Below are 22,605 nucleotides of genomic sequence, written 5' to 3'. Positions count from 1 at the left end.
TCTCCTCAGGTCAGTAGGACAGGGCCCGATCGACACCGTCGAAGATGCGATCGAGGTCGGGCAGATAGTGCTCTTCCATGCGTGAGCCCGGGTACGGCGTGTGGTATCCGCCGACGCGGATGACCGGGGCCTCGAGGGTGAAGAAGCAGCGTTCGGTGATGCGCGCGGCGATCTCTGAACCCAGCCCCAGGAAGGTGGGGGCCTCATGCGCGACGACGAGGCGGCCGGTCTTGGCCACTGAGCGCTCGATCGTGGTGAAGTCGATCGGGTTGAGACTGCGCAGATCGATGAGCTCGATGCTCTTGCCCTCCTCGGCTGCCGCGGCGACCACGTCCTGCGCCGTCGGCACCAGAGGACCGTAGGCGACGAGGGTCACGTCGGTGCCTTCGGACAGGATGCCGGCGTCATGCAGACCCTTCCCACCGCGGTCGGCGGTGTCGACGTCCCCGCGCAGCCAGTAACGGCGCTTGGGTTCGAAAAACATCACCGGGTCGTCGCTCCTGATCGCGTCCTGGATCATCCAGTAGGCGTCATGGGCGTTCGACGGTGAGACCAGCTTGAGTCCGGCGTGATGGGCGAAGACGGTCTCGGGACTCTCCGAATGGTGCTCCGGCGAGCCGATCCCGCCGCCGTAGGGCACCCGGATGACCATCGGGATGCGTTCCTTGCCCAAGGTGCGGTTGTACAGCTTCGCGACCTGGGTGACGATCTGGTCGTAGGCCGGGAAGATGAAGGCGTCGAACTGGATCTCGATGACCGGGCGGTAGCCGCGGATGGCCATGCCGATCGAGGTGCCGACGATGCCGGACTCGGCCAGCGGGGCATCGATGACTCGCTGCGGACCGAAGTCCTTCTGCAGACCTTCGGTGACGCGGAAGACACCGCCGAGCTTGCCGATGTCCTCGCCGATGAGGACGACCTTCGGGTCGTCCTCCATGGCCTTGCGCATTCCGGCGGTGATCGCCTTTGAGAGGGGAAGCTTCTCCATCAGGCCTCACCCGCATCGGCGAACGAGGCCTGGTACGCCAGGAATCCGGCGCGCTCCTCGTCGACGAGGGAGTGGGGCTCGGAGGTGACGTGGGCGAACATCTCGACGCCGTCGGGATCTTCCATCGACATGCAGTTGTGGCGGATCCGCGCGGCCAGGGTGTCGGCCTCGGCGTCGACCTCGGCGAAGAAGTCGTCACTCGTATCGGTGTGCTTGTCGAGGTAGGCCTTGAGACGGGTGACCGGGTCCCGATCCTCCCAGATCTCCTCTTCGGCCTTGTCACGGTACTTCGTCGGATCATCGGCGGTGGTGTGGGCGCCGCGGCGGTAGGTGAAGGCCTCGATGAGCATCGGGCCGTGGCCTGCGCGCACCGAATCGAGGCTGGCGCGGGCGACGGAGTACATCGCGATGATGTCGTTGCCGTCGACGCGGATTCCGGGCACACCGAAGCCCTCGCCGCGCTTGCACAGGGGTGCCGCGGTCTGGACGTGGGTCGGCTCGGAGATGGCCCACTGGTTGTTCTGGCAGAAGAACAGCACCGGGGCGTGGAAGGCGCCGGCGAAGGTCAGCGCCTCGGAGACATCGCCCTGCGAGGTGGCGCCGTCGCCGAAGCAGGCGATGGCCACGGTGTCGCGGTCGATGTCGCCGGTGCCGACATCGCCGTCCATGGCCACACCCATGGCGTAGCCGGTGGCGTGCAGGGTCTGGGAGCCGATGACGATCGTGTAGGTGTGGAACCGGTGGTCCTGCGGGTCCCATCCGCCGTGGTTCTGTCCGCGGAAGATGCCGAGCAGAGTTTCGGGTTCGACACCGCGGGTGTAGGCCAGTCCGTGTTCGCGGTAGGTGGGGAAGACGAAGTCCTGGGGACGGGCAGCCCGCCCCATGCCGATCTGAGCCGCTTCCTGTCCGAACAGCGGCGCCCACAGGCCCAGCTGTCCCTGACGCTGCAGTGCGGCACCCTCGGCGTCGATGCGTCGCACCAGGACCATGTCCCGGTAGAACCCGCGCAGATCCTCGTCGGTGAGTTCTGCGGCGAAGGCATCGTACTCACCCGATTCGACGCGATTTCCGTCTTCGGTGAGCATCTGGATCATTCTGGGCTCCGCGGACTGACTGTGGCCAGCGCCGGTTCCCACTGAAATGTTGGAGGTCATTTCAGTTCTCCTTTGTTCGAGGTCCATCTTCACCGGAGGTGACCAGTGGTGGACCGTGTCCGTCAGGCAGGCCCTCGGATGTGAGAACTCGCCCTCGAGTGATCTGATTCACAGGTGATCCAACGATACCGAATCCACTCACTGCTTTCCACTCTCACCCAGCGGCTTGAGTATCAAAAGTGCAGGTCAGGAACAGACTATGACCCAAGTTCGACACATGTGGTCCAGATCCAAACGCCCAAGAGGACAATTGTCGGTCTTCGCCGAGTTGCTCCATCGTCCGACCAACGCACGTCCGAGCACTTCGCCGATCACGTGTGCTTGCGTCTGCCCTGGTAGTCACGTGTGTCCTTGAGGTCTCCGGTGAAGAACCCCGAATGGTTCGCAGTGAAGCGGTTGAAGGCCGGATTTCCCGCCCGCAGCAGCAGACCGATCGAGGCGGCATAGGCCGCAGACGAATGGGCGGCCCCGGCCGAGGCGAACATGTCGTCGAGTTCGGCCTCGGACTTATCGGACAGGCTCGGAGCTCGACGCAGCTGTTCGGGGTCGTAGTCGACGGTGACCGTCGACCAGTTGTCGGATGCCGGGTTCTCGTTGCCGTCGAGGTCGGGCACGAGATCCTGTTCGTGCTCGATGGACAGCACATCGACACCCGAGTCGACGGGGAAATCCGAGATCGGTGCGCCCACCGTCATCAGCGCCGTGACGTTGACGTCGGCTAGGAACGCCGGATCCGCGGCCAGGGACCCGGCGGTGATGCCGCCTTGAGAATAGCCGACGAGCATGACCTCGGCGTTCGACCCGATCCCCGCATCGGTGATGGCCTGGCGCACCATTTCGCGCATCACCGTGTCGTTTCCGGCCATGCCCTGCACGTTCGTCGTCATATCGGTGGTGCTGTCGCCGGATTTCGCGGACCAGTCGGTGGTCGCCGGGATGTAGACGATGTAGCGGGTCGTCCCATCGGCGCCGACGATCTCCTCGATGCGGACCTGTCCCGAGTCGGCCCCGCTGTGACGGTCCGCTTCGCGGACGTAGAGGTCCTCGAGGTCACGCGGCGGCGCCTCATGCGGCGGGGTCAGCCCATCGGCCTGCCACACCTCCACATCGGAGGGAAGCAGAAGGCCGAACCGATTCGCCCCCGCCAGCAGCCACATCGTCATCGACTGCGAGTCGTGCGGCCAGAAGGCATGGTCGGCGTCGGTGTCCAGCACGACAGGCGGCAGCCCGATGAAGCCGACGACGATTCCCGGAAGCACATGTTCGATGACCGCGCCTGAGGCACCGGAGTTCTCGAACACGAACGCGACCAGAGCCTCCTTGGCCTTCGCCTTGGTCGTGCCGAGGTCGATGCCGAATCGCTTCTCGATGGCATCGTCGGCTCCGGTGACGTCGAGGATCTTCGTCACCACGACGATCTGGGTCCCGACCGTCAGGGCGACCGGGACGAGCACCGGCAGGCTGATGGCGATGGCCCGACCGGTGGCGTAGCCGATGGCATCGAGCAGTCCGCCGAAGACCTCGCTGAGGCCTCTCTCCGCCTGCCGGTAGGCCAAAGCCGCTGCCCGAGCGCCGAGCATCGTGACCTCGAGTTCGAGCAGACAAGCCGCCAGCTGCTGGTGGAAGCGGATCCGGCGGGCGTCGAGGTTGAGCGCCGTGACGGGCGAGGGCACCTGAGTCAGCAGGGTCGCGAGGTCGAAATCGCCGACAGCCGCGTCGACGGCCAGATCGCCGATATCGGTGATCACGCCGGCCAGCGCATCACCGCTGGCCTCTGCGCGCTCGTCGACGGTGATCCTCCCGCCGCCGCGGGTGCGGGAGTCGATCATCGCCGCGATCCCGTCTTCAGCGCCCGAGTGAGCACAGCGGCCACCAGCATCCGCACAGCCGGCTCACCGGCCGCGGTCTCGGTCTCGACGGTGACGGCGCCGCCGCGACGTTCGATGACCGGACGGTACCAGCGCCCGTCCCTGCGGTGCAGGAACTCGAGTCCCGTCGCCGCCTCGCGTCCGGCCCAGCTGAGTGTGAGCACGCAGTCGTGTTCGATCAGTCCCGCCAGCCTCTCGACGACGGGACCGATCCGGCCAGAGTCGATCCGGCGCAGAAGCTGATGGCCGGAGAAGGTCTCGAAGCCCTCGCCCTGCAGCGCCAGCACCGCCTGGCCTGAATCCCCGCCGAGGCAGAGTGCGAGGTGGACGGTCTCGGTGCCCGAGGACACGACGACGGTGACGCGCGCATGGACGCGGTTGAGTTCAGCGGCGAAGCCCGCGACCCAGGCCGTGAGCACATCGAGCTCCCGCTGCGAGGGTTCGTCGGCAGCGAGGTCGCCCGCGATTCCCCCACCCGCAGGGCCGGGCCCCGTGTCCTTCGCCGAGGCTGGGCCGGTGCTGCCGTCGCCGGTGTGGGGCAGCAGTTCGCGCGGCCAGAGGCGACGCAGACGCTCGGGCAGCCTGAGGATCCGTTCGATGTCGACGACGATCCACTTCTCGATCCCCTCGGCGGGTTCGGGCGCGACAGTCACAGTTGGATCCGTCCTCCCACCGAGACGACCTGCAGGTGCAGCTCATAGGCCTCGGCGAGTTCGTCCGCACATTCGGCGAGGGCCTCGATCGACTCCGCGCACGACTGCACTCTGTCCTCGAGCAGATGCCCAGCCGGAGAGTCCCAGCTGTCGATCGCGCGGCAGCTCTGCGCAAGCGAGCGCAGCATCTGAGCTCGACGCAGCCACTGCTCGCGATTGCGCGCCAACTCGTCCGTGATCACCGTTCTCCCCTCTCACCGGTGGACCTCCCACCGCTGCGGCTCGCATCGGCACGGGCCCCTTCGCCTCGCCCCCGAACGTCACCCGACGCATCCGCTGGCCCCGATTCGGCTCCCCACACCCCGATTCGGCTCCCGACACGTCTGCCCGCCCCGAGGCCGGATGCCGAATTCCGGATGTCCGATCAGCGATGCCCCTGAGAGTAGGCGGGGTCCGAACCGGAGGAGAAGGCCCGGTCCGGGGGCTGGGGACAGCCCTCGAGCGTCCACAGGGCGCAGGCGTCGGAGTCGCCGTCGTTTCCACAGGCGAACACACTCAAGTGAGCTCGCACCACAGCAGTCCCCCGAATCGATCGCGCTTCGCTCGCGCACCCCAGCGGTCGAGTTCCGCCCCATGCGGCGGCTCATGAGAAAATGGGTCCATGCCGACTGTTTCCCTTGCCGATATCACGCCAGCCATCGCTCTCGGACCGCTTGACGGTCGCTACCGCAAAGACACCGCTGACCTCGTCGATCATCTCTCCGAGGCGGCCCTCAATCGCAATCGCATCACCGTGGAGATCGAGTGGTTCATCCACCTCGCGCAGAACCACGTGATCGAGTCGGTGCGTCGCCTCACTCCCGATGAGGTCGACGGTCTGCGGGCCTTCGCCGCCGGTTTCGATGCCGAGACCATTGCCACATTGGCCGCCCACGAGGCCGTCACCGTCCATGACGTCAAGGCCGTCGAATACACAGTCAAAGAGGCCCTAGTCGAGATCGGTGCCGATGACCTGAGCGAGCTCGTCCACTTCTGCTGCACTTCGGAGGACATCAACAACCTGTCCTGGGCGCTCGGGATCAAGGGCGCCACCGAGCAGGTGTGGCTGCCGCGGGCGAAGGCGCTCATCGACACCCTGGCCGAATCCGCCTCGGCGCTGGCCGAGGTTCCGATGCTCGCCCACACGCACGGTCAGCCGGCCACCCCGACGACGATGGGCAAGGAGCTCGCGGTCTTCATCCACCGCCTGCGCCGACAGTACGAACGCATCGCCGCGACCGATTTCCTCGGCAAGATCAACGGGGCCACGGGCACCTATTCGGCGCATCTGGCCGCTGTCCCGGGAGCGGACTGGCCGCAGATCGCCCGCACCTTCGTCGAGGATCGCCTCGGCCTGACCTTCAACTCACTGACCACGCAGATCGAGTCGCATGACTGGGATGCCGAGCTCTTCGCCGACATCGCCCGGTTCAACCGCATCGCCCACAATCTGGCCACCGATATGTGGACCTACATCTCGATGAACTACTTCAAGCAGATCCCCGTGGCCGGTGCGACCGGGTCCTCGACGATGCCGCACAAGGTCAACCCGATCCGATTCGAGAACGCCGAGGCGAACCTCGAACTCTCCTGCGCCCTGCTCGACTCCCTGGCGTCGACGCTCGTGACCTCGCGGATGCAGCGTGACCTGACCGACTCGACCTCTCAGCGCAACATCGGAGTCGCCTTCGGTCACTCGGTGCTGGCACTGAACAACCTGGTCAAGGGTCTGAAGTCCCTGGCCGTCAACGAGGACGCGCTCAATGCCGACCTCGATGCGAACTGGGAGGTCCTCGGCGAGGCCGTCCAGTCGGTCATGCGCGCGGCCGGTCTCCAGGGTGTGCCGGGGATGGAGAACCCGTATGAGACGCTCAAGGAACTCACCCGCGGCAAGCGCATCGACCAGGCCGACCTGCAGGAATTCGTCTCCGGTCTCGGGCTGCCCGAGGACCGTGCGGAACTGCTCAAGGCACTGACTCCGGCCACCTATGTCGGTGTGGCCGCGCAGCTGGCCGAAGCCGAGGTCTCCGACTGGAAGGCCTTCAGCGAAGCCTGATCAGCGGCATCCTCTCAACGACATCGGGGCCGGTTTCCGAATTCGGAAACCGGCCCCGATGCGTATGGCCGCGAACCACCGACCTCGCCAGCCTCGGAAGGCGTCGCCTGTCGCGAATCAGGCGGAGGGGATGTCGAAGGTCGTTGTGAACTCCGGCACCTTCTCATCGGTCCCCATCACCTTGCCGGCTCCGCGCTCGTACCTGATCTTGTAGGTGTCCTGCTTCTCGTCGGGAACATAGGCGATCCAACCCTGGTGGGTTCCGCCGTCGCGGCGAGCCACATCTTCAAAGGGGTCGTATCCGGCAGCCTTCATCTCGGCTTCGACGCCGCTGGTCTGGTCGTATCGGTAGTCGGCGCCCCCGTCGTCGGAGATCTTGAAGGCTCCCGATTGGATGAGTCCGCTGTATTTCTGCCCCGGTGTGATCTTGACTTCGAGGAGGACGACTTCGCCGCCGAGTTCGATGGATGTGGCCTTTTTGGACGAGTCGAAGTTCCGCACGGCCGAGAGCACCTCGATCTTGTCCTGCATCTCCGGGTCCTCGAAGCTTTCGCCGATGCTGACCTCGGCCTGGCTGCCCGAGGACTGCCCCTCCTCCGAGCCGCCGGCCCCATCGTCCGTGCCCGACGCGTCCTCATCCGAGGTGGTCCCCGCCTCCGAGGCGGCTGAGCCCTCATCGGCCGACGAGGCGCCCGAGTCCGATGCGGGCTCATCGCTGCCCGCCTGTTCGGACTCGGTCGATCCGGTCCCCTGATCCTGTCCGTCGGCCTCGGCCTGTTCACCGGCCGTTCCGTCCTGCTGCGGGAGGGCCTGGCTGATGAGGGAGCAGCCGGAGAAGGTCAGTGTGCAGCTGAGCAGGGCGGCGGCGGTGAATGCGGCACGGTTCGCGCGTTTCATGGTGGCTCCTAATTCGGATTCTCACACCCGGGAGTCAGTGCCCCGAATGCCTGTCATGAATCCAAACTACGGGCGCTTGCGGCTCGGCTTGTTCGCTGCGTGTGCCAGAACTGACACCTCTGTCATCGATCAGAAGCAACCGGCCGAGCCCACCGGGCTCAGGCGGTGACGAGACGTGGGTCCTCGTCCACCTCGGCGAGGGTCTTGTGCCCCATGCTGCGGGCGAGCAGGAGGGTTGGGATGCCGGCGATGACGATGACTGCGGTGGCGTAGATCGCCGGCGCCAGGGACACACCGGTCGAGGACATGAGCGCGGTGGCGATCAGCGGTGAGAGTCCGCCGAAGAGGACGGTGGCGACGTTGTAGCCGATCGCCATGCCCGAGAACCGGCTCGTGCCGGTGAACTGTTCGGGCACCATGGCCGCGGCGACCGCGCTCCACCCGGCAGCGGGGATCGCGAGGAAGGCGGAGCCGGCGACGGCGATGCCCGATGAGGGATTGCTCAGCAGCACATAGGCGGGAATGGTCGCGAAGACGAAGACGGCCATGAGCGCGGCCAGTGCCGGTTTCCGCCCGAACCGGTCCGAGGCCAGCCCGAAGAAGGGGGTGACGACGATGGCCACGACGGCGGCCACGGTGCCCAGGGCCAGCGAACCGGAGTTCGGGACCTTCGCGACCTCTTCGATGTAGGTGGGCACATAGGTGATGTTGAGGAAATAGCTGACCGAGCCGATAGAGGAGATGAGGAAGGCGACGATGATCGCCCGAGGCTGCTCGAGGCAGGCGGTGAGAAGCGGCGAGCGCTCGAGAGAGCGGTCCTTCTCCTCCTCCTTCTCCTCCTTCTCCCTCTGCAGCCGTTTGAACGTGTCGGTCTCCTCCATCATCGACCGCAGCGGCACCATGAGCGCGGCGAGCACAGCACCGAGGACGAACAGCAGTCGCCAGCCCCAGGAGTCCATCGCCTCGGAGCTGAGAGTGTTGGCCAGCAGAGCACCGGAACCGACCGCGAGCAGCGCGCCGACCTCACTGTTGGCCGCCGCCCAGCTCGCCGCCAGTCCGCGTCTGCCCGCTCCGGCCGATTCCATGAGGAAGACCATGATCCCGGTGTATTCGGCGCCGACGGAGAAGCCCGACAGGCACCGCAGCGTGACCATGAGCACGCCGGCCCAGATGCCGATCGCTTCGTAGTTCGGGATCACGGCGATGCCGAGCATGGAGATCGCCATGAGCACAGCGGAGATGATGAGTGTGGATCTGCGTCCGATCCGATCGCCGAGGTGGCCGAAGACCATCGCGCCCAAGGGGCGGAAGAGGAATCCCGCCGCCCCCACACCGAGGGTCAGCAGCAGCGAATCCGTCTGATCGCCGAAGAATTCGACCGTCAGGGTCGTGGCGACGTAGAAGAAGATCGAGAAGTCGTACCATTCAACGACGGTGCCGAAGGCGGCGACGAACATCGACCGGCGGCGGCCCCTCTCCCTCTTTCGGTCCTCTCCCGTGGCGGGTGAGGCAGGACGGTTCCGCTCGAACTCGGTCATGGCCAGAGCCTACCAGCGGCACTGACGGATGCCGAGACCCCTTCCCTTCGCCCGGTCCCGTCAGCGGCGGCTGAGCCCGAACAGCGAGTCCGTGTACCGGTTGCCGAACATCGCCTCCGGGTCCAGGCGTGCCCGCAGGGCGCAGAAGTCGTCGAAGCGCGGGTAGAGTTCGCGCAGCTCGGCGGCCGCGAGGTTGTGGATCTTCCCCCAATGGGGTCGGCCTCCGTGGCGGCGGAGGATCGTTTCGAGGACGCGGAAGTACTCGTCGAAGTCCTCCTTGATGAACCGGTGGACGGCGATGTACATCGTCTCCCGCCCCGTCGCCGTCGACAGCGGCACATCATCGGCGGCGGCGCATCTGACCTCGATGGGGAAGGAGATCGACCAGCCCTTCGCCTCGATCGTCTCCCGGATCTCGCGAATCGCCTCGGTGCCGGCGGTGAACGGCAGGGCGTACTCCATCTCGTTGAATCGCACTCGGCGCGGAGTCACGAACACATCATGGCCAGCCGCGCGGTACATCCGGTCCGAGACCAGGGCCTGGGCGGTGCGGTTGATCGCGGGCACCACGGCCGGCACCCTGGCGCCGAGCTCGACGGCCAGACGCAGGGCCTGGTTCTCCACGATCTCCTTGTCGAGCAGGGTGATCCACGTGCTGCGCGTCTTCGCCGCCGCCAGGTGTCCGGGCCCGGCCTCGCCCGGCGCCACACGGGTGTTCGTCTTCGTCAGTGCCGTATCGGTGTGGGGGAACCAGTAGAACTCGAAGTGGTCGGCTTCGCTCATCCGCTCGACCAGCCCATCGAGGAGTTCGGCGAATCCGACCACCCGCTCCTCGGCGATGAGGTCGAAGGCGGATGCGCATTGGAGTTCGATCTCGGTGACGACTCCGAGCACGCCGAGGCTGACCCGCGCCAGGTCGAAGGTCTCGGGGGCCGATTCCGCAGACAGTTCGCGGATGCTGCCATCGGGTCCCATGAGCGACAGTCCGGTCACGGTGCCGGCGAACCCGGTGAACCCGAGCCCGGTGCCGTGGGTGCTCGTCGAGATCGCCCCGGCCAGCGACTGCGGGTTGACGTCGCCCTGATTGGCCAGGGCCAGGCCGAAGGGCTCCAAGAGGGCGGGGATGTCGCGCAGCCGGGTGCCCGCGTGGAAGCGCACCCGCCGACGGGATTCGTCGACGGAGACGATGCCGCTGAGCTCGTCGAGGCTGACCATGACGTCTCCCCCGGCGGCGACCGGGGTGAAGGAGTGACCGGCGCCGACGACGCGCAGTCGCTCACCGGCGACCGATGCCCGAACGACGATGTCGGACAGCGCCTCGACCGAGGCGGGTCTTGCCAGGGTGTGCGGATGGGCGTGGACGTGGCCCGACCAGTTCCTGAATGCCTGCCGGGCTCGGCGCCGGTCGCGCCGGCTCCCACCGCGCGAACCCGCGTCGCGTCGGGTCCGGTCCCCGCCTCGCGGATTGGATCCGTCTCTGCTCACCATGCTCACAGCACCAGCCCTTCGCCCCGGTACGTCGACCAGGTCTCGACGATGGACGATCCCTTCACGACGAGGAATCCGTTGAAGTGTTCGGCCAGTTCCCCGGCCTTCGCATGACGGAACCACACGAGGTCGCCGATGCGCAGGTCCTCGGTTCCGGGCCCGGTCAGCGGCGTCTGCACCTCCCCGGCTCCCTCGAGACCCGAATACTCGAGCCCCGGCGGCCAGGCGATGGTCGGCACTCGGTCGGCCCCGGCCACCCCCGAAGCGATGTAGCCGCCCTTGAACACCGTCACCCAGCCCGGCGCCGGGCGACGGACGACCGGCGTGACGAAGTAGGCGGCGGGGGTGTGACGGAAGTGCGTGTACCCGTCGAACAGCCCGGGGGAGAAGAGCCCGGAGCCCGCCGCGAGTTCGGTGAGAGTGCCCTCGACGGCGCTGGATTCGAAGGAGCCGGTGCCGCCGCCGTTGACGAATTCGAGTTCGGCGACCTCGCGCACGGCGGCGATGACAGCGGCACGACGCTCGGCGAGTTCGGTCATCGATGCCCTCTGCAGGGCTCGGACGACTGCCTGCCTGGCCGACCGGCCGGCATCGGCGGTGCCAGCGATCTGCCCCTCGTAGAACATCAGGCCGACGAGTGAGAAACCGGGCCGGGCGGCGACCTGCTCGGCCAGCGCGACGGCGGAGTCCGCCTCCCGGATCGGCGAGCGCCGCGCCCCGATGTGGATCCGATCGCCCAGCCAGGACTCGGCCGGACGGAAGGACGAGTCGACGTCGATGCACACCCGCACCGAGGCAGCCGCCTCGGCGGGTGCCCGATCCTGCGCGGGCGCGGACCGCCCCGCCTCGGCGACGCCCTCCCCCGCCTCGGCGATCTGCCTGCGGACGTCGTCGATGACGTCGAGGTGGGCCACGGAGTCGATCATCACGGTGATATCGCCCAGCGCCTCCGCGTCGGCGAGGAGCTCGGCCAGTCCCTCACGGTCGAGGCTCGGATAGCCGATGACGATGTCGCGGATGCCGCGCGCGTGGAGGGTGAGCGCCTCGGGCACGGAATAGGCGAGCACCCCCGAATAGGCGGGATGGCTCAGCGCCCGCTCGATCGCCGCCGGCGTGCGCAGGGACTTCGTGGCCACCCGGATCGGCAGCCCGCGGGCGCGCTTCGCCAGGGCCTCGAGATTGGAGTCGAAGGCCGCGAGATCGATCACGGCGGTCGGGGCGCCGATTCCGTCCAGCGCGAGACGCAGATCACTCGGAACCATGTTCGGTAGTCTATCCGCAGACGAGCCGAGCCTGCGGGAAGGAACCCGATGAGATCAGAATCCGCTTCCACCCACGTCACCGCGGCCCTGCGTGACTTCCTCGACACCGATCCCTATGCCGAGGCCTCGGGATCGGGCCCGCGATTCCGCAGCGCCGAACCATTCACCGCCCAGGAGCACGATCGCTTCGCCCAGAACACCGCCGCCGACGTCGAGGCCGCCTATGCGACCGCGGCCATCGCCGCCCGAGCCTGGGCCGCCCAGTCGCCCGAGCACCGGGCGAAGGTGCTGCTGCGACTGCACGCCTCGCTGTCCCGGCACGAGTCCCTGCTGCTCGACATCATCCAGTTCGAGACCGGCAAGGCCCGCATCCACGCCTATGACGAGGTCCTCGACACCTTCAACGTCCTGCGCCACTACGGGGTGATGGCCCCTCGGTACCTCCGACCCGAGCGGCGACGCGGGGCGATCCCGGTCCTCACCCGCACCGAGGTCACCCACACCCCCTTGGGCGTGATCGGGTTCATCACGCCGTGGAACTACCCGCTGACCCTGGGCGCAACCGACCTGTTCGCGGCCCTGGCCGCCGGCAACGCCGTCGTCCACAAACCGGATTCGCAGACGAGCCTGACCGCGATCCTCATGCGCCGCCTCGCCATCGCCGCCGGCCTGCCCGCCGAGGTGTGGCAGCTCGTGCCCGGCACCGTCGACGAGGTCGGGCCCGCGCTCATGGCCGGAGCCGACGGGCTCTCATTCACCGGTTCGACGGCCGCGGGCCGGTCGATCGCCGCCGAGGCGGGACAGCGGCTGCTGCCGACCGCGCTCGAACTCGGCGGGAAGAATCCCATGATCGTGCTCTCGGACGCCGAACTGCCCGCCGCCGTCGAGGGCGCCGTCCGCGGCAGCTTCTCCTCGGCCGGGCAGCTGTGCATTTCGATCGAGCGCATCTACGTCCATGAGGACCTCTACCCCGTCTTCTGCGCCCACTTCGCCGAGGCGGCCCGCAATCTGAGCCTGAGCGCCGACTACGCGTTCGGCCCCGGGATGGGGACTCTGGCCGGACCGAAGCAGCTCGAACGGGTCAGCGCTCATGTCGAGCAGGCCCGAGAGGTCGGTGCCACGGTCATCGCCGGCGGGCATACCGTGCCCGAGCGCGGCCCCTTCTTCTATGCCCCGACCGTGCTCACCGATGTTCCCGCTTCAGCCGACCTGCACGAGGCGGAGACCTTCGGCCCGGTCGTGGCCGTCTACCCGGTGTCGTCGGACGCCGAGGCGGTGGCCGCTGCCAATGACAGCGAATACGGTTTGAGCGCTTCGGTGTACTCGCGCTCCCGCGGGCGCGAGACCGCCCGCAACGTGGCGGCGGGAATGGTCAATGTCAATGAGGTCTACCCGGCCAGCTGGGGTTCGGTTGCGGCACCGGCCGGCGGAGTCAAGGCCTCGGGGCTGGGCCACCGTCACGGGATCGAGGGCATCCACCAGTTCATGCACACGCATACGATCGCCGAGCAGCGACTCCACCCGATCGCACCCTCGGGCGGTCTCGATCAGGAGAGGTTCGCAGCCCTCATGACCGGTGCGCTGTCGGTGATGCGGGCCCTGCGCATGCGATAGCTGCGGCAGGGGTGCCAGTGCCGAGATCAGCCCTCGTCCTCAAGTGGGAAGTGATCGAGTTCGGATACGAGATCGGTTTTGCATCCGGATGCGACCACTGCTTCGGCGGGGATCGCGCCTGTGCCTCAGTTGATGGTGTCGAAGAATTCCTTGGCCACGGGCACGGCCGCCTCGGCGCCGAATCCCCCGTCCTCGACGAGGACGGCCACAGCCAGGTCGCCTTGGAACCCGGCGAACCACGAGTGCGTGCGCGGCGGAATCTCATCCCCGTACTCGGCCGTTCCCGTCTTGCCGTGCACCGGGTCGCCGGGCACGTCCTTGAGCTTCGTCGCCGTTCCCTCGGTCACGGCCCGGCGCATCATATCCGAGATCTCCTGCGCCGCGTCCTCATCGAGGGCAGGGGCCTCGTCGTCGCCAGCCGCGTCGTCGGACGCGTCGGCACCGCTGTCCTCGAGCGCATCTCCGAGGACGAGTCGCGGTGTCACCGTCTCACCGGCCTGCACCGAAGCGGCCATCGTCGCCACGGACAGGGGGCTGGTCTGCACCTTGCCCTGACCGATCATCTGTGCAGCGTGGGTGACTTCGTCGTCTGCGGCGGGCACCGACGCCATCTTCGCCCCGATTCCGAGCGCGCCGGTCATGCCGAGCTGGGCGGCCGCATCGGCCACCTCGTCGCCGGTGACCTCCTCGCCCGAGGAGACGAAAGCCGTGTTGCACGACTGGGCGAAATTCTTCGCGAAGCTGATGTCTCCGAGCACCTCGTCCTCGGCGTTCTTGAATTCCTTGCCGCCGACGGTCACCGTCTTCGGGCAGTCGATGTCGTCGCCCGGTGAGACTCCCGCCTCTGAGAGTGCGAGGCCCGAGGCGATCTTGAACACCGATCCCGGGGCGTACTGGCCGGTCAGACCCCGGTCCCAGGCAGCGCCGTCCGGGTCGTGGTTGGCCACGGCCAGAACGTCACCGCTGCTGGGGCGGATGGCGACGACGGCGGCCGGGTTCTCCGCGGCCGCGGCCGCCTCGTCCGCCGCATTCTGGATCTCCGCATCGAGGGTGGTCTCAACGTCCTCGCCGTCCTTCTGCTCGAAGGAGTGCAGGCTCGTCAGCTTCGTCTTGCCGCTGTCGTCGCTCGAGTCCCCCTTGGCGAAGACTTCGACGCTGCCGGGACCGCTGAGACGGGCGTTGAAGGTCTTCTGCAGCCCGGTGCGGCCGACGATGTCGCCGGCGATGACCCCGCCCTGGGACTTCTCGATGTCCTCGGCGCTGGCCGGTCCGGCCGAGCCGAGGGTCGCCTGCGCGAATCCGCGGGTGCGGGTCAGCGTCTGACTGTCTTCGGAGAAGAGGACGCCGGGCAGGTCGTGGATGCTGTCCTTGACGTCTTCATAGTCGTCCTCACGCAGGGTCACGACGGACACGAGCTGGTCCCCTTCGGCCTCATCGACCTCGTCCTCCAGCTCGTCGGCATCGAGGTCGAGGGAGTCGACGCCGGAATTGAGGCCGCTCACGAGCGAGTCGAGGGTGTCGGGTTCGAGGCGGTTCGGGTGGACACCGATGTCGATGACCCTGCCCTCTTCCATGAGCACTGCATCATCGGCTCCGAGGATCTTCCCCCGCTGGCCGGGATTCGCGCGCAGCTCGAAGCTGCCACCGCTGCCGAGCTCGGGGTGGAGGGCCGCCTCGGTGAGGTCGGCCCACCAGAACAGTCCGTTCTTCTTCAACGGCAGTTCGGAGCTGTACCTCCAGGCCTCACCGTCGAGGTTCGCCCAGGTCCAGTCGAGTTCTGCCACGGTCTGGCCATCGGCTTCGGTGATGTCGTCGACGGTGACCGATCGCAGGTCCACCCGTTTGCCCAGCGACTTCGTGACCCGATCGAACAGCCCCTGGGCCAGATCGCTGTCATGCCAGATATCGGAGGACAGCTGCCCCTCGGCGAGATCGCGTGCGGCCTCCCCTGCGGCGGTGGACTTGAGCATCGGGAGTCGGAAGACGGCGAAGGCACCCGCGCCGATGAGCAGGACGAGAACGAGCGAGACGGACAACCACACCTGCGACTTCTTCGACATGAGTCCATCCTGCGCCGAGGCGACCGCCGTGTCCATTCCGCGACGTCTGCCACGCGCGGTCTCGACCTGCGCGGCCTTGGGCGTGGACGGACTCGGGCGTGGACGGGATCAGGCCCGATGGACCGTTCGGAAGGGGACGGGCGGGCTCAGGTCGCGTCGGCGACGACGGTGTATTCGAGGACGGGGCGACCGGCGGCGCCGTAGCGGGGGCGACGTTCGAGCATGCCGGCATCGGCCATGGATTCGAGGTAGCGGCGAGCGGTGACCCGGGAGACTCCGAGACCTTCGGCCACCTCGGCGGCGGACTGTCCCGGGTTCTCACCGAGCAGGGTCCTGACCTCCGTCTGCACGGCATCGGGCACGCCTTTGGCGGTGGCGGCCACGGTGTGGGTGCGCAGGGCCGAGATCGCCTTGTCGACCTCGGTCTGCGTGACCTCGCCGTCGTTCGAGTCCCCGCCGAGGCGATTGCGGAAGGAGGAGTACGCCTCGAGCTTCGACTTGAAGACGGGGAAGGTGAAGGGCTTGATGATGTACTGGGCGACACCGTAGGACAGGGCCTCCTGCACGATCTGCATGTCCCTGGCCGCGGTCACGGCGATGATGTCCACGTCGACACGCTGGCCGCGGATGGCCCGGCAGACCTGGATCCCGTGTCCGTCCGGCAGATTCATGTCGAGGAGCACGAGGTGGATGCCCTCGGGTTCGAGACCGTAGATCTGACCCGTCAGAGCGGCCATCGCCTGAGTGGCGTTCTTCGCCACTCCCGCGACGTGATAGCCGTCGAGACGATCGACATACTTCGCGTGAGCACGGGCGGCAACGGCCTCGTCCTCGACGACGAGCACACCGATACTCGATTCGGACGCAGTTGAGTTGGACATGCTGTCAGTCTAGCTTCAGCCCGCTCAGTGGCTCCTCGGTTCGTGTTCCAGCCCAGCCACATCAGCGGCACAGACCTGTCACACGCACGGCCCTGTGGCACGCATGGGCCTGGGGCAGGCCCAGGCCTGCAGCACTCACGAGCCTGGGGCACGCACGGGCCTGGGACACGCGCGGCCCTGCAGCACTCAGGGCCTGGGGCATCATGCACGGGCCCGCAGCACGCCACGCCGAGCCGGGCAGGCACATTTGCCGGCAGAAGAATGTATGATTTCGGGCCGGATTTCTACATTCTTCTGCCGTGAAAACAGACCGCGGCGTGACTCACACGCGTTCGAAGACGGCCGCGATGCCCTGGCCGCCGCCGATGCACATGGTCTCGAGGCCGTAGCGGGCCTGGCGGCGGTCCATCTCGCGCAGCATGGTGGCCAGGATCCGGCCGCCGGTGGCGCCGACGGGATGGCCGAGAGAGATGCCCGAACCGTTGACATTGAGTCGATCGAAGTCGCCCTGGCCCAGGCCCCATTCGCGAGTGACGGCGAGCGCCTGCGCGGCGAAGGCTTCATTGAGTTCGATGAGGTCGATGTCGGACAGCTCGAGGCCGGCCTTCTCCAGCGCCCGGGCGGTGGCCGGGACCGGGCCGATGCCCATGGTCTCCGGGGGCACACCGGCGACGGCCCAGCTGACCAGGCGGCCGAGCGGTCTGAGGCCGTTCGCCTCGGCGGCGGCACGAGTGGTGACGATGGCAGCCGATGCGCCGTCGTTCTGGCCGGAGGCGTTGCCGGCGGTCACGGTCGCCTCGTCGTCGACCTTGCCGCGGATGGGGCGCAGCTTCGCGAGCTTGTCGAGACTGGTGTCGGGGCGGATGTGCTCATCGGTCTCGACCTGGTGTTCGGCGACCTTGCGGGTGGCGGGGATCGTCACGGGCACGATCTCCTCGGCGAACCGCCCATCGGCTGCCGCCGCGGCCGCCCGCTGATGGGAGTTGAAGGCCAGTTCGTCCTGTTCCTCACGGCCGATCGAGTACTGCCGGCGCAGATTCTCCGCGGTCTCGAGCATTCCGCCCTCGACGGGGTGGAACTTTCCGCCCGGAGTGGTCCGTCCGCGTCCGAGCGAGTCGATGAAGTCCGCGTTGCCTCCGCGCACGCCCCACCGGATGGTGTCGTTGTAGAACGGGGCGTGTGACATGGATTCGACACCGCCGGCGATGACGAAGTCGCCGTTGCCGGAGCCGACGACCATGGCCGCGTCGACGACCGCCTGCAGACCCGAACCGCAGCGCCGGTCGACCTGCTTGCCGGGCACGGTCACGGGCAGTCCCGCGTCGAGTGCGGTGACTCGGCCGATGCACGGGGCCTCCGAGGTGGCGTAGCCCTGACCCATGATGACGTCGGCGACGAGTTCGGGGTCGAGCCCGGTCCGGCTCATCAGCTCTCGGACGACGGTGGCGGAGAGTTCGTGGGCGGGGATGTCCCGGAATTGTCCGCCGAAGGCTCCGATCGGGGTCCTCAGCGGCTCGCAAACGACGATGTCCTGGTCCATGGCTCCTCCACTCCTCGGCCTCCTGCGGCCGTGTCTGTCCTCGGTGCAGTCTAAGTCGCCGCGACCGGATGACCGCGATCGTTCTCATTCATCAAGACCCCGGCGCGGACGTCCCCGACTCATGCGCGGGCATGTCGACCCAGATGCGGGTGCCCCGGACTCATGCGCGGGCGTGCCGGACTCATGCGCGGGCGTGCCAAACCCAGGCGCGGGCGCGCCGAATCCAAGCGCGGGGGCGTCCGGACTCAGGTGTCAGCGTCCCGATCGGCGTCGGGCAGCCAGACGGTGAGCACGGCGCCCTTGAATCGGTCGCCTTCCTCACCGCGGCCCTGCACGTCCACGGCTCCCCCGAGCCGCCGGATCGCCTGGACGACCAGCGACAGCCCGACCCCGCGCGTGCCCGTCTGCTGATGGCCCTGCCCCTGGTCGGTCTCGACCCCGTCGTGCTTCGTCGACCAGCCCCGCTCGAAGATCGCGTCGACGTGCTCCTCGTCGATCCCGGGCCCGTCATCGCTGACCTCGACCGTGAATCCCCCGGCACCACCGGATCCGGACAGGCTGACATGGACCCTCTTGTCCTCGGGCAGAACGTCCTGCCTGCTCAGCGCGTCGAAAGCGTTGTCGATGAGGTTGCCGAGGATCGTCGCGAGATCACGGTCGTCCCCGCTGAGGCGGCCCGTGAGTTCGGCGGTGTCGACCGTCATCTCGATGCCCTCCTCGGCGGCCTGGGCGATCTTCGACAGCAGCAGTGCCGACAGGACGGGATGGTCGAAGGTCATCGACCCGTCCCCCTTGACCCGGTTGAGATCGTCGAGGTCCTTGGCCGCGAAGTCGATGGCCTCGTCGACGTGCCCGGTCTCGAGCAGGGACACGACCATGTGCAGCCGGTTCGCGTATTCGTGGGTCTGGGCCCGCAGGGAATCCGAGAAGGAGCGGACGGAGACGAGCTCGCCGGAGAGTTCGGCCAGCTCCGTGTGGTCGCGCATGGTCACGACCCAGGTGTCGCTGGCGGCCTCGGTGGGCTGCTGGTTGACCACGAGGACCCGATCGTCGGTGTAGTGGATCTCGTCCCGGGCCCAGCGGCCGGAGGCGAGCAGATCGAGCAGGGCCCCGGGCAGGTCGAGCTCGTCCAGCGGGGTGCCCACCGTCGCGGCCTCGGTGGGAGGCGCATCCACCGCCGAGGCGGGAGCCGGGTCCGCATCGTCCCCGCCCGCCGTCAGGCCGAGCAGCTCCCTGGCCTCGGAGTTGATGAGCACGATCCCCCTTGACCGGTCGACCAGCAGCAGGCCCTCGGAGACGGCTTTGAGCACCGAGGAGTAGAAGTCGAGCATGCTGCTCAGCTCGTCGGCGCCGTAGTCGCCGGTGACTCTGCGCAGTCCCCGCGAGGTCACCCAGGACGAGCCGATGCCGAGGGCGAGGGTGAGCACGGCGATGCCGATGAGCCATTTGCTCTGCGCCATGAAGCCCTCGCGGACCGAGTCGGCCGAGCTGCCGACGATCACGGCGCCGACCACCGTGTCGCGCCTGACCTCGTCGGCGCCGACGTGCTCGGCGTGGACCGGGGTGATGACGTACATGGTGCCGTCGCCGGGTCCGCCGTCGTCGATGAAGCTCACGCGCGATTCACCGTTCTCCAGGGCCTGTTCGTCGACGGACTGCGCCAGCTGGTCGATCGAGTCCTCGGGGATCCTCCCGGAGTTCGCCGAGACGATCTTCTCGTCGAACGTCTGCTGCCGATTCGGTGAGCCGAGGGTGGGCGGGGTGAGCAGGAAGTCGATGGGCACGACGGCGGCCACATCGAAGCCGTATTGGCTGATGACGTTGTTGAGCATGGTCTCGACATCGGTCCTGGACTCGGCGTCGAGGAAGTCGTCGTGCCCGGCCTCACCGGTGCCGACGAGCCCGAGGGACAGCGACATATTGTCCGCGGCCGAACCCATCAGGTCCTGTTCGCGCTTCGTGTTCAGCTGGGAGAGCTGAATGTAGAGCAGGCTCGTGGTCAGGACCATGATGCCCACGAGCATGATCGAGTTCGCGAACATGATCCGTCCGGCCACCCCGAAGCGGACCCACCGGCTCAGGCGTCCCACCGGTCCGGCGGGTCCCTTCGACATGATGGATCGCTTCTGCTTGGGCATGGAACCCATTGTGCCACCTGTGAAACGCGCCTCGGCGGGACCGAATCTCTCCTGGTCAGGGGCCGGATCATCCTTGATCAGCGGCCGGATCTCCCCTGGTCAGCGGCCGAGTCGAGAACCGAGATCAGAGCCCGGGCGCGGGTCCGGTCACGGGACCGGACACCGGTGCCCGTCAGAGCGCGAGGCGGATCGGCCCGGCCGGCACCGCCGAGCACACGAGCACCTCGTCGTCGCCGACGCGGGCGGCCGGTTCGATCGGGTAGAGCACGGACCCCGCTGCCAGCGACACCGCGCAGGTGCCGCAGGACCCGCCCCGGCACGAGCTCGGGGAGCCGAATCCGCGGGCTTCGAGGGACTCGAGCAGGGTGCCCTCCTTCGGTTCCCAGACGAAGCTCGTCCCTGAGTTCTCCAGCGTCACCTCGGCGGCCGAGCAGCCGGCGATGATCTCGCTCATCCCTGTGTTCGGGGAGGCGAAGGTCTCCTGGTGGACGGCCGGGACCCCGGCCTCGGCGCTGGCGGCGAGCACGGCCGCGGTGAAGTCCCTGGGTCCGCAGACCATGACGTTGTCGCAGCCGGCCACCCAGTCGACGAGCTCCCGGTGGCTGGGCCTTCCGGCGGTCGCGGTGTCGCGGTGGTGGGCCTCGACGGGGATGCTGCCACCGCCGGCCCGCTCCTGCAGACGGTTCCACAGGCAGGCGGTCCGGTGGTCGCGGTCGACGTGGAAGAGTCGGATCCGGTCGGTGGCCGGCAGCTCCCCGAGCCCGTCGGCCCGCAGCAGTCCCAGGCTCGGGGTGATGCCGATGCCGGCGGTAACCAGGGCCGTCGTCCCGCCGAAGACGCGGGAGGCGGTCATGGTTCCGTGCGGGCCGGAGGTGAGGATGCGCTGGCCGGCCGCTAGCTCGGCCACGGCCCGTGAGCCTCTGCCCTGCGTGCGCACGGCGATGCGGACGATGTCGTCGTCCACCTCGGTGATCGTATAGGTCCGCCAGAACGGTGCGCCGAGGTCGAGGTGGACGCGCAGATTCGTACCCGGTTCGTCGAATTCGCGGATCCAGCCGAGATCGTCACGCAGAGCCACCTCGACGATGTCGTTGCAGATCCTCTGCCGGCCGACCACGGTCATGAACCGCGGGCTGCGGGCGACCTTGATCAGTTCACGCGGGGCCGGGCCCTCGATGACGATCTCGTCGCCGGCGGCGACCTCGCCGGTCTCGAGGATCTGACCGTAGACCCCGCAGTGCAGGTGCCCGCACGCGGAGTTGAGCACCCGCGGGACGTTGACATCGACGGCGGTGGTCCGGGGGTTGACCGTCGTCGCCGGGCAGCGTTCGATCGTCGAGCGGATCGCCAGCCGCACCCCGCCGAGGCGGATGATCGAACCCACGAGCGCGAATTCCGCGAAGGGCTCGAGACCGTCGAGGAGAACGTTGCCGCGGAAGCGCAGCGGGTCGAGACCGTCCGCGGCGGCGCCGAGAGCGGCCCGGCCCTCGTCGGTGTCGGCGATCGCGGCGACCGTGGCCGGATTTATGAGCGAGATCCCCGACTTCTGCGAGTCGAACATCCCCTGGTCCGCGACCGCCAGCCCTCGCGGGAAGTCACCCTGAGGGGGTATGCGCTCGGAGAGGAAGCGCGCCGAGGCGGCCCTCGACTCCCGATCGTCGGTGGCGAACGTCGTCGACTCCCCTGCCGGGTCCGTCAGGGTCACGGTGGCGGATTCGACGTCGGCCGCCTCGGCGAGGGCGACGGCCACGCGCCACTTCTGCAGCTCGGTGTCGTTCTTGAGAACCGTGAACGCCGAATAGGAGTGCCAGGCATCATCGGGGACGTCGAGGCTGCCGTTCGTGAACGCGGCGACCCGGTCACCGCGGATCCCGCGGTCCTTGACCACCCTCGCTTCGGTGAGCTCCTCGGCGGGGAAGCCCTTCACCGGGAAACGGAAGAGTCTGGCAACACGCATACCTACGATTGTAGGAGTCGCAGCAGACGCCCGGCCCACGATGAGAGCAAACGCACAGCCGCCTCGGCGGGGGTCCATTGACTCATACCCTGTAGGGGTATACCGTGTGAACATGACTGAGCACCATGGATACACCCCGCAGAAGGACGCCCTCGCGCGGAGGATGAAGCGGATCGAAGGCCAGGTCCGCGGCATCGGGAAGATGATCGATGACGACAAGTACTGCATCGACATCCTCACCCAGGTCTCCGCCGCGACAGCCGCGCTGCACGCGGTCTCCATCAACCTCCTCGAGGAGCACATCGCTCACTGCGTGGTCGACGCCGCCGGCTCCGGCGACGACGAGGCCGCGCGGAAGAAGATCGAGGAGGCATCAGCCGCCATCGCCCGACTCATCAAGAGCTGAACCGCCCGGCCGCGTCCGCCCCGAAGGGTGGGACGACGCTTGGGGATCGGCATTCGGGCACCATTC

General features: G+C 67.8%; 17 protein-coding genes. 3 read left to right on the top strand and 14 right to left on the bottom strand.

Annotated elements, in window-relative coordinates:
• Positions 1-10 precede the first annotated feature (10 nt).
• The 5 genes from IG171_RS17280 to IG171_RS17260 all read right to left on the bottom strand — a co-directional run bounded on the left by IG171_RS17280 (position 11) and on the right by IG171_RS17260 (position 4,905).
• Complete coding sequence (locus IG171_RS17280) at positions 11-988, bottom strand: alpha-ketoacid dehydrogenase subunit beta (protein WP_212128563.1); 978 nt, start codon at positions 986-988, stop codon at positions 11-13.
• Positions 988-2,142, bottom strand: coding sequence for a pyruvate dehydrogenase (acetyl-transferring) E1 component subunit alpha (gene pdhA, locus IG171_RS17275; RefSeq protein ID WP_212128562.1), 1,155 nt, complete (start codon positions 2,140-2,142; stop codon positions 988-990). The genes IG171_RS17280 and pdhA overlap by 1 nt, the downstream gene beginning before the upstream one ends.
• 311 nt (positions 2,143-2,453) lie before the next feature.
• The gene (locus IG171_RS17270) at positions 2,454-3,971 is read right to left on the bottom strand and encodes a hypothetical protein (protein ID WP_212128561.1); all 1,518 of its coding nucleotides are present in this window, start codon (positions 3,969-3,971) and stop codon (positions 2,454-2,456) included.
• Positions 3,968-4,663: a hypothetical protein gene (locus IG171_RS17265; protein ID WP_212128560.1), complete on the bottom strand. Its 696-nt coding sequence runs from the start codon at positions 4,661-4,663 to the stop codon at positions 3,968-3,970. Before IG171_RS17265 ends, IG171_RS17270 begins: the two co-directional genes overlap by 4 nt.
• Complete coding sequence (locus IG171_RS17260) at positions 4,660-4,905, bottom strand: hypothetical protein (protein WP_212128559.1); 246 nt, start codon at positions 4,903-4,905, stop codon at positions 4,660-4,662. The genes IG171_RS17265 and IG171_RS17260 overlap by 4 nt, the downstream gene beginning before the upstream one ends.
• Before the next feature lie 419 nt (positions 4,906-5,324).
• Between IG171_RS17260 and purB the strand changes: the two genes are divergently transcribed.
• Positions 5,325-6,758: an adenylosuccinate lyase gene (purB, locus tag IG171_RS17255; RefSeq protein WP_212128558.1), complete on the top strand. Its 1,434-nt coding sequence runs from the start codon at positions 5,325-5,327 to the stop codon at positions 6,756-6,758.
• Between the two features lie 117 nt (positions 6,759-6,875).
• Here the strand turns inward: purB and IG171_RS17250 are convergent, their stop codons facing one another.
• From IG171_RS17250 to IG171_RS17235, 4 genes are all read right to left on the bottom strand, one after another.
• Positions 6,876-7,655: a transcriptional regulator gene (locus tag IG171_RS17250; protein ID WP_212128557.1), complete on the bottom strand. Its 780-nt coding sequence runs from the start codon at positions 7,653-7,655 to the stop codon at positions 6,876-6,878.
• A gap of 158 nt (positions 7,656-7,813) precedes the next feature.
• Positions 7,814-9,193, bottom strand: coding sequence for an MFS transporter (locus IG171_RS17245; protein WP_212128556.1), 1,380 nt, complete (start codon positions 9,191-9,193; stop codon positions 7,814-7,816).
• A gap of 60 nt (positions 9,194-9,253) precedes the next feature.
• Positions 9,254-10,681, bottom strand: coding sequence for a D-arabinono-1,4-lactone oxidase (locus IG171_RS17240; protein WP_212128555.1), 1,428 nt, complete (start codon positions 10,679-10,681; stop codon positions 9,254-9,256).
• A 2-nt stretch (positions 10,682-10,683) separates the two neighbouring features.
• The gene (locus tag IG171_RS17235; protein WP_212128554.1) at positions 10,684-11,943 is read right to left on the bottom strand and encodes an amino acid deaminase/aldolase; all 1,260 of its coding nucleotides are present in this window, start codon (positions 11,941-11,943) and stop codon (positions 10,684-10,686) included.
• A gap of 48 nt (positions 11,944-11,991) precedes the next feature.
• Between IG171_RS17235 and IG171_RS17230 the strand changes: the two genes are divergently transcribed.
• A complete protein-coding gene (locus IG171_RS17230) occupies positions 11,992-13,557 on the top strand; it encodes a succinic semialdehyde dehydrogenase (RefSeq protein ID WP_212128553.1) in 1,566 nt (521 codons plus the stop codon).
• 125 nt (positions 13,558-13,682) lie between these two features.
• Here IG171_RS17230 and IG171_RS17225 read toward each other — a convergent pair whose 3' ends face one another.
• The 5 genes from IG171_RS17225 to IG171_RS17205 form a co-directional block, all read right to left on the bottom strand.
• Positions 13,683-15,617, bottom strand: coding sequence for a penicillin-binding transpeptidase domain-containing protein (locus IG171_RS17225; protein WP_212128552.1), 1,935 nt, complete (start codon positions 15,615-15,617; stop codon positions 13,683-13,685).
• A gap of 146 nt (positions 15,618-15,763) precedes the next feature.
• Positions 15,764-16,498, bottom strand: coding sequence for a response regulator (locus IG171_RS17220; RefSeq protein WP_212128551.1), 735 nt, complete (start codon positions 16,496-16,498; stop codon positions 15,764-15,766).
• A 322-nt stretch (positions 16,499-16,820) separates the two neighbouring features.
• A complete protein-coding gene (locus IG171_RS17215) occupies positions 16,821-18,038 on the bottom strand; it encodes an acetyl-CoA C-acetyltransferase (protein ID WP_212128550.1) in 1,218 nt (405 codons plus the stop codon).
• A gap of 245 nt (positions 18,039-18,283) precedes the next feature.
• Positions 18,284-20,176, bottom strand: a complete 1,893-nt coding sequence (locus IG171_RS17210) for an ATP-binding protein (protein WP_212128549.1) — start codon at positions 20,174-20,176, stop codon at positions 18,284-18,286.
• 172 nt (positions 20,177-20,348) lie between these two features.
• Positions 20,349-22,133, bottom strand: coding sequence for a 2Fe-2S iron-sulfur cluster-binding protein (locus IG171_RS17205; RefSeq protein WP_212128548.1), 1,785 nt, complete (start codon positions 22,131-22,133; stop codon positions 20,349-20,351).
• 112 nt (positions 22,134-22,245) lie between these two features.
• Between IG171_RS17205 and IG171_RS17200 the strand changes: the two genes are divergently transcribed.
• Complete coding sequence (locus tag IG171_RS17200) at positions 22,246-22,539, top strand: metal-sensitive transcriptional regulator (RefSeq protein WP_212128547.1); 294 nt, start codon at positions 22,246-22,248, stop codon at positions 22,537-22,539.
• Positions 22,540-22,605: the final 66 nt, after the last annotated feature.

Source organism: Brevibacterium sp. SMBL_HHYL_HB1 (assembly GCF_018208375.1).
GTDB classification, from domain to species: domain Bacteria; phylum Actinomycetota; class Actinomycetes; order Actinomycetales; family Brevibacteriaceae; genus Brevibacterium; species Brevibacterium intestinavium.
Note: the sequence above shows the minus strand (reverse complement) of the source record. Positions and strands in the feature narration are given on the sequence as shown.

What these genes read in the sequence shown, in the direction of transcription:
- IG171_RS17210 (WP_212128549.1), bottom strand. Translation starts at nt 20,176, where the DNA reads ATGCCCAAGCAGAAGCGATCCATCATGTCGAAGGGACCCGCCGGACCG.
- IG171_RS17225 (WP_212128552.1), bottom strand. Translation starts at nt 15,617, where the DNA reads ATGTCGAAGAAGTCGCAGGTGTGGTTGTCCGTCTCGCTCGTTCTCGTC.
- IG171_RS17205 (WP_212128548.1), bottom strand. Translation starts at nt 22,133, where the DNA reads ATGCGTGTTGCCAGACTCTTCCGTTTCCCGGTGAAGGGCTTCCCCGCC.
- IG171_RS17215 (WP_212128550.1), bottom strand. Translation starts at nt 18,038, where the DNA reads ATGGACCAGGACATCGTCGTTTGCGAGCCGCTGAGGACCCCGATCGGA.
- IG171_RS17245 (WP_212128556.1), bottom strand. Translation starts at nt 9,193, where the DNA reads ATGACCGAGTTCGAGCGGAACCGTCCTGCCTCACCCGCCACGGGAGAG.
- IG171_RS17235 (WP_212128554.1), bottom strand. Translation starts at nt 11,943, where the DNA reads ATGGTTCCGAGTGATCTGCGTCTCGCGCTGGACGGAATCGGCGCCCCG.
- IG171_RS17240 (WP_212128555.1), bottom strand. Translation starts at nt 10,681, where the DNA reads ATGGTGAGCAGAGACGGATCCAATCCGCGAGGCGGGGACCGGACCCGA.
- IG171_RS17200 (WP_212128547.1), top strand. Translation starts at nt 22,246, where the DNA reads ATGACTGAGCACCATGGATACACCCCGCAGAAGGACGCCCTCGCGCGG.
- IG171_RS17270 (WP_212128561.1), bottom strand. Translation starts at nt 3,971, where the DNA reads ATGATCGACTCCCGCACCCGCGGCGGCGGGAGGATCACCGTCGACGAG.
- IG171_RS17280 (WP_212128563.1), bottom strand. Translation starts at nt 988, where the DNA reads ATGGAGAAGCTTCCCCTCTCAAAGGCGATCACCGCCGGAATGCGCAAG.
- purB (WP_212128558.1), top strand. Translation starts at nt 5,325, where the DNA reads ATGCCGACTGTTTCCCTTGCCGATATCACGCCAGCCATCGCTCTCGGA.
- IG171_RS17250 (WP_212128557.1), bottom strand. Translation starts at nt 7,655, where the DNA reads ATGAAACGCGCGAACCGTGCCGCATTCACCGCCGCCGCCCTGCTCAGC.
- IG171_RS17220 (WP_212128551.1), bottom strand. Translation starts at nt 16,498, where the DNA reads ATGTCCAACTCAACTGCGTCCGAATCGAGTATCGGTGTGCTCGTCGTC.
- pdhA (WP_212128562.1), bottom strand. Translation starts at nt 2,142, where the DNA reads ATGACCTCCAACATTTCAGTGGGAACCGGCGCTGGCCACAGTCAGTCC.
- IG171_RS17230 (WP_212128553.1), top strand. Translation starts at nt 11,992, where the DNA reads ATGAGATCAGAATCCGCTTCCACCCACGTCACCGCGGCCCTGCGTGAC.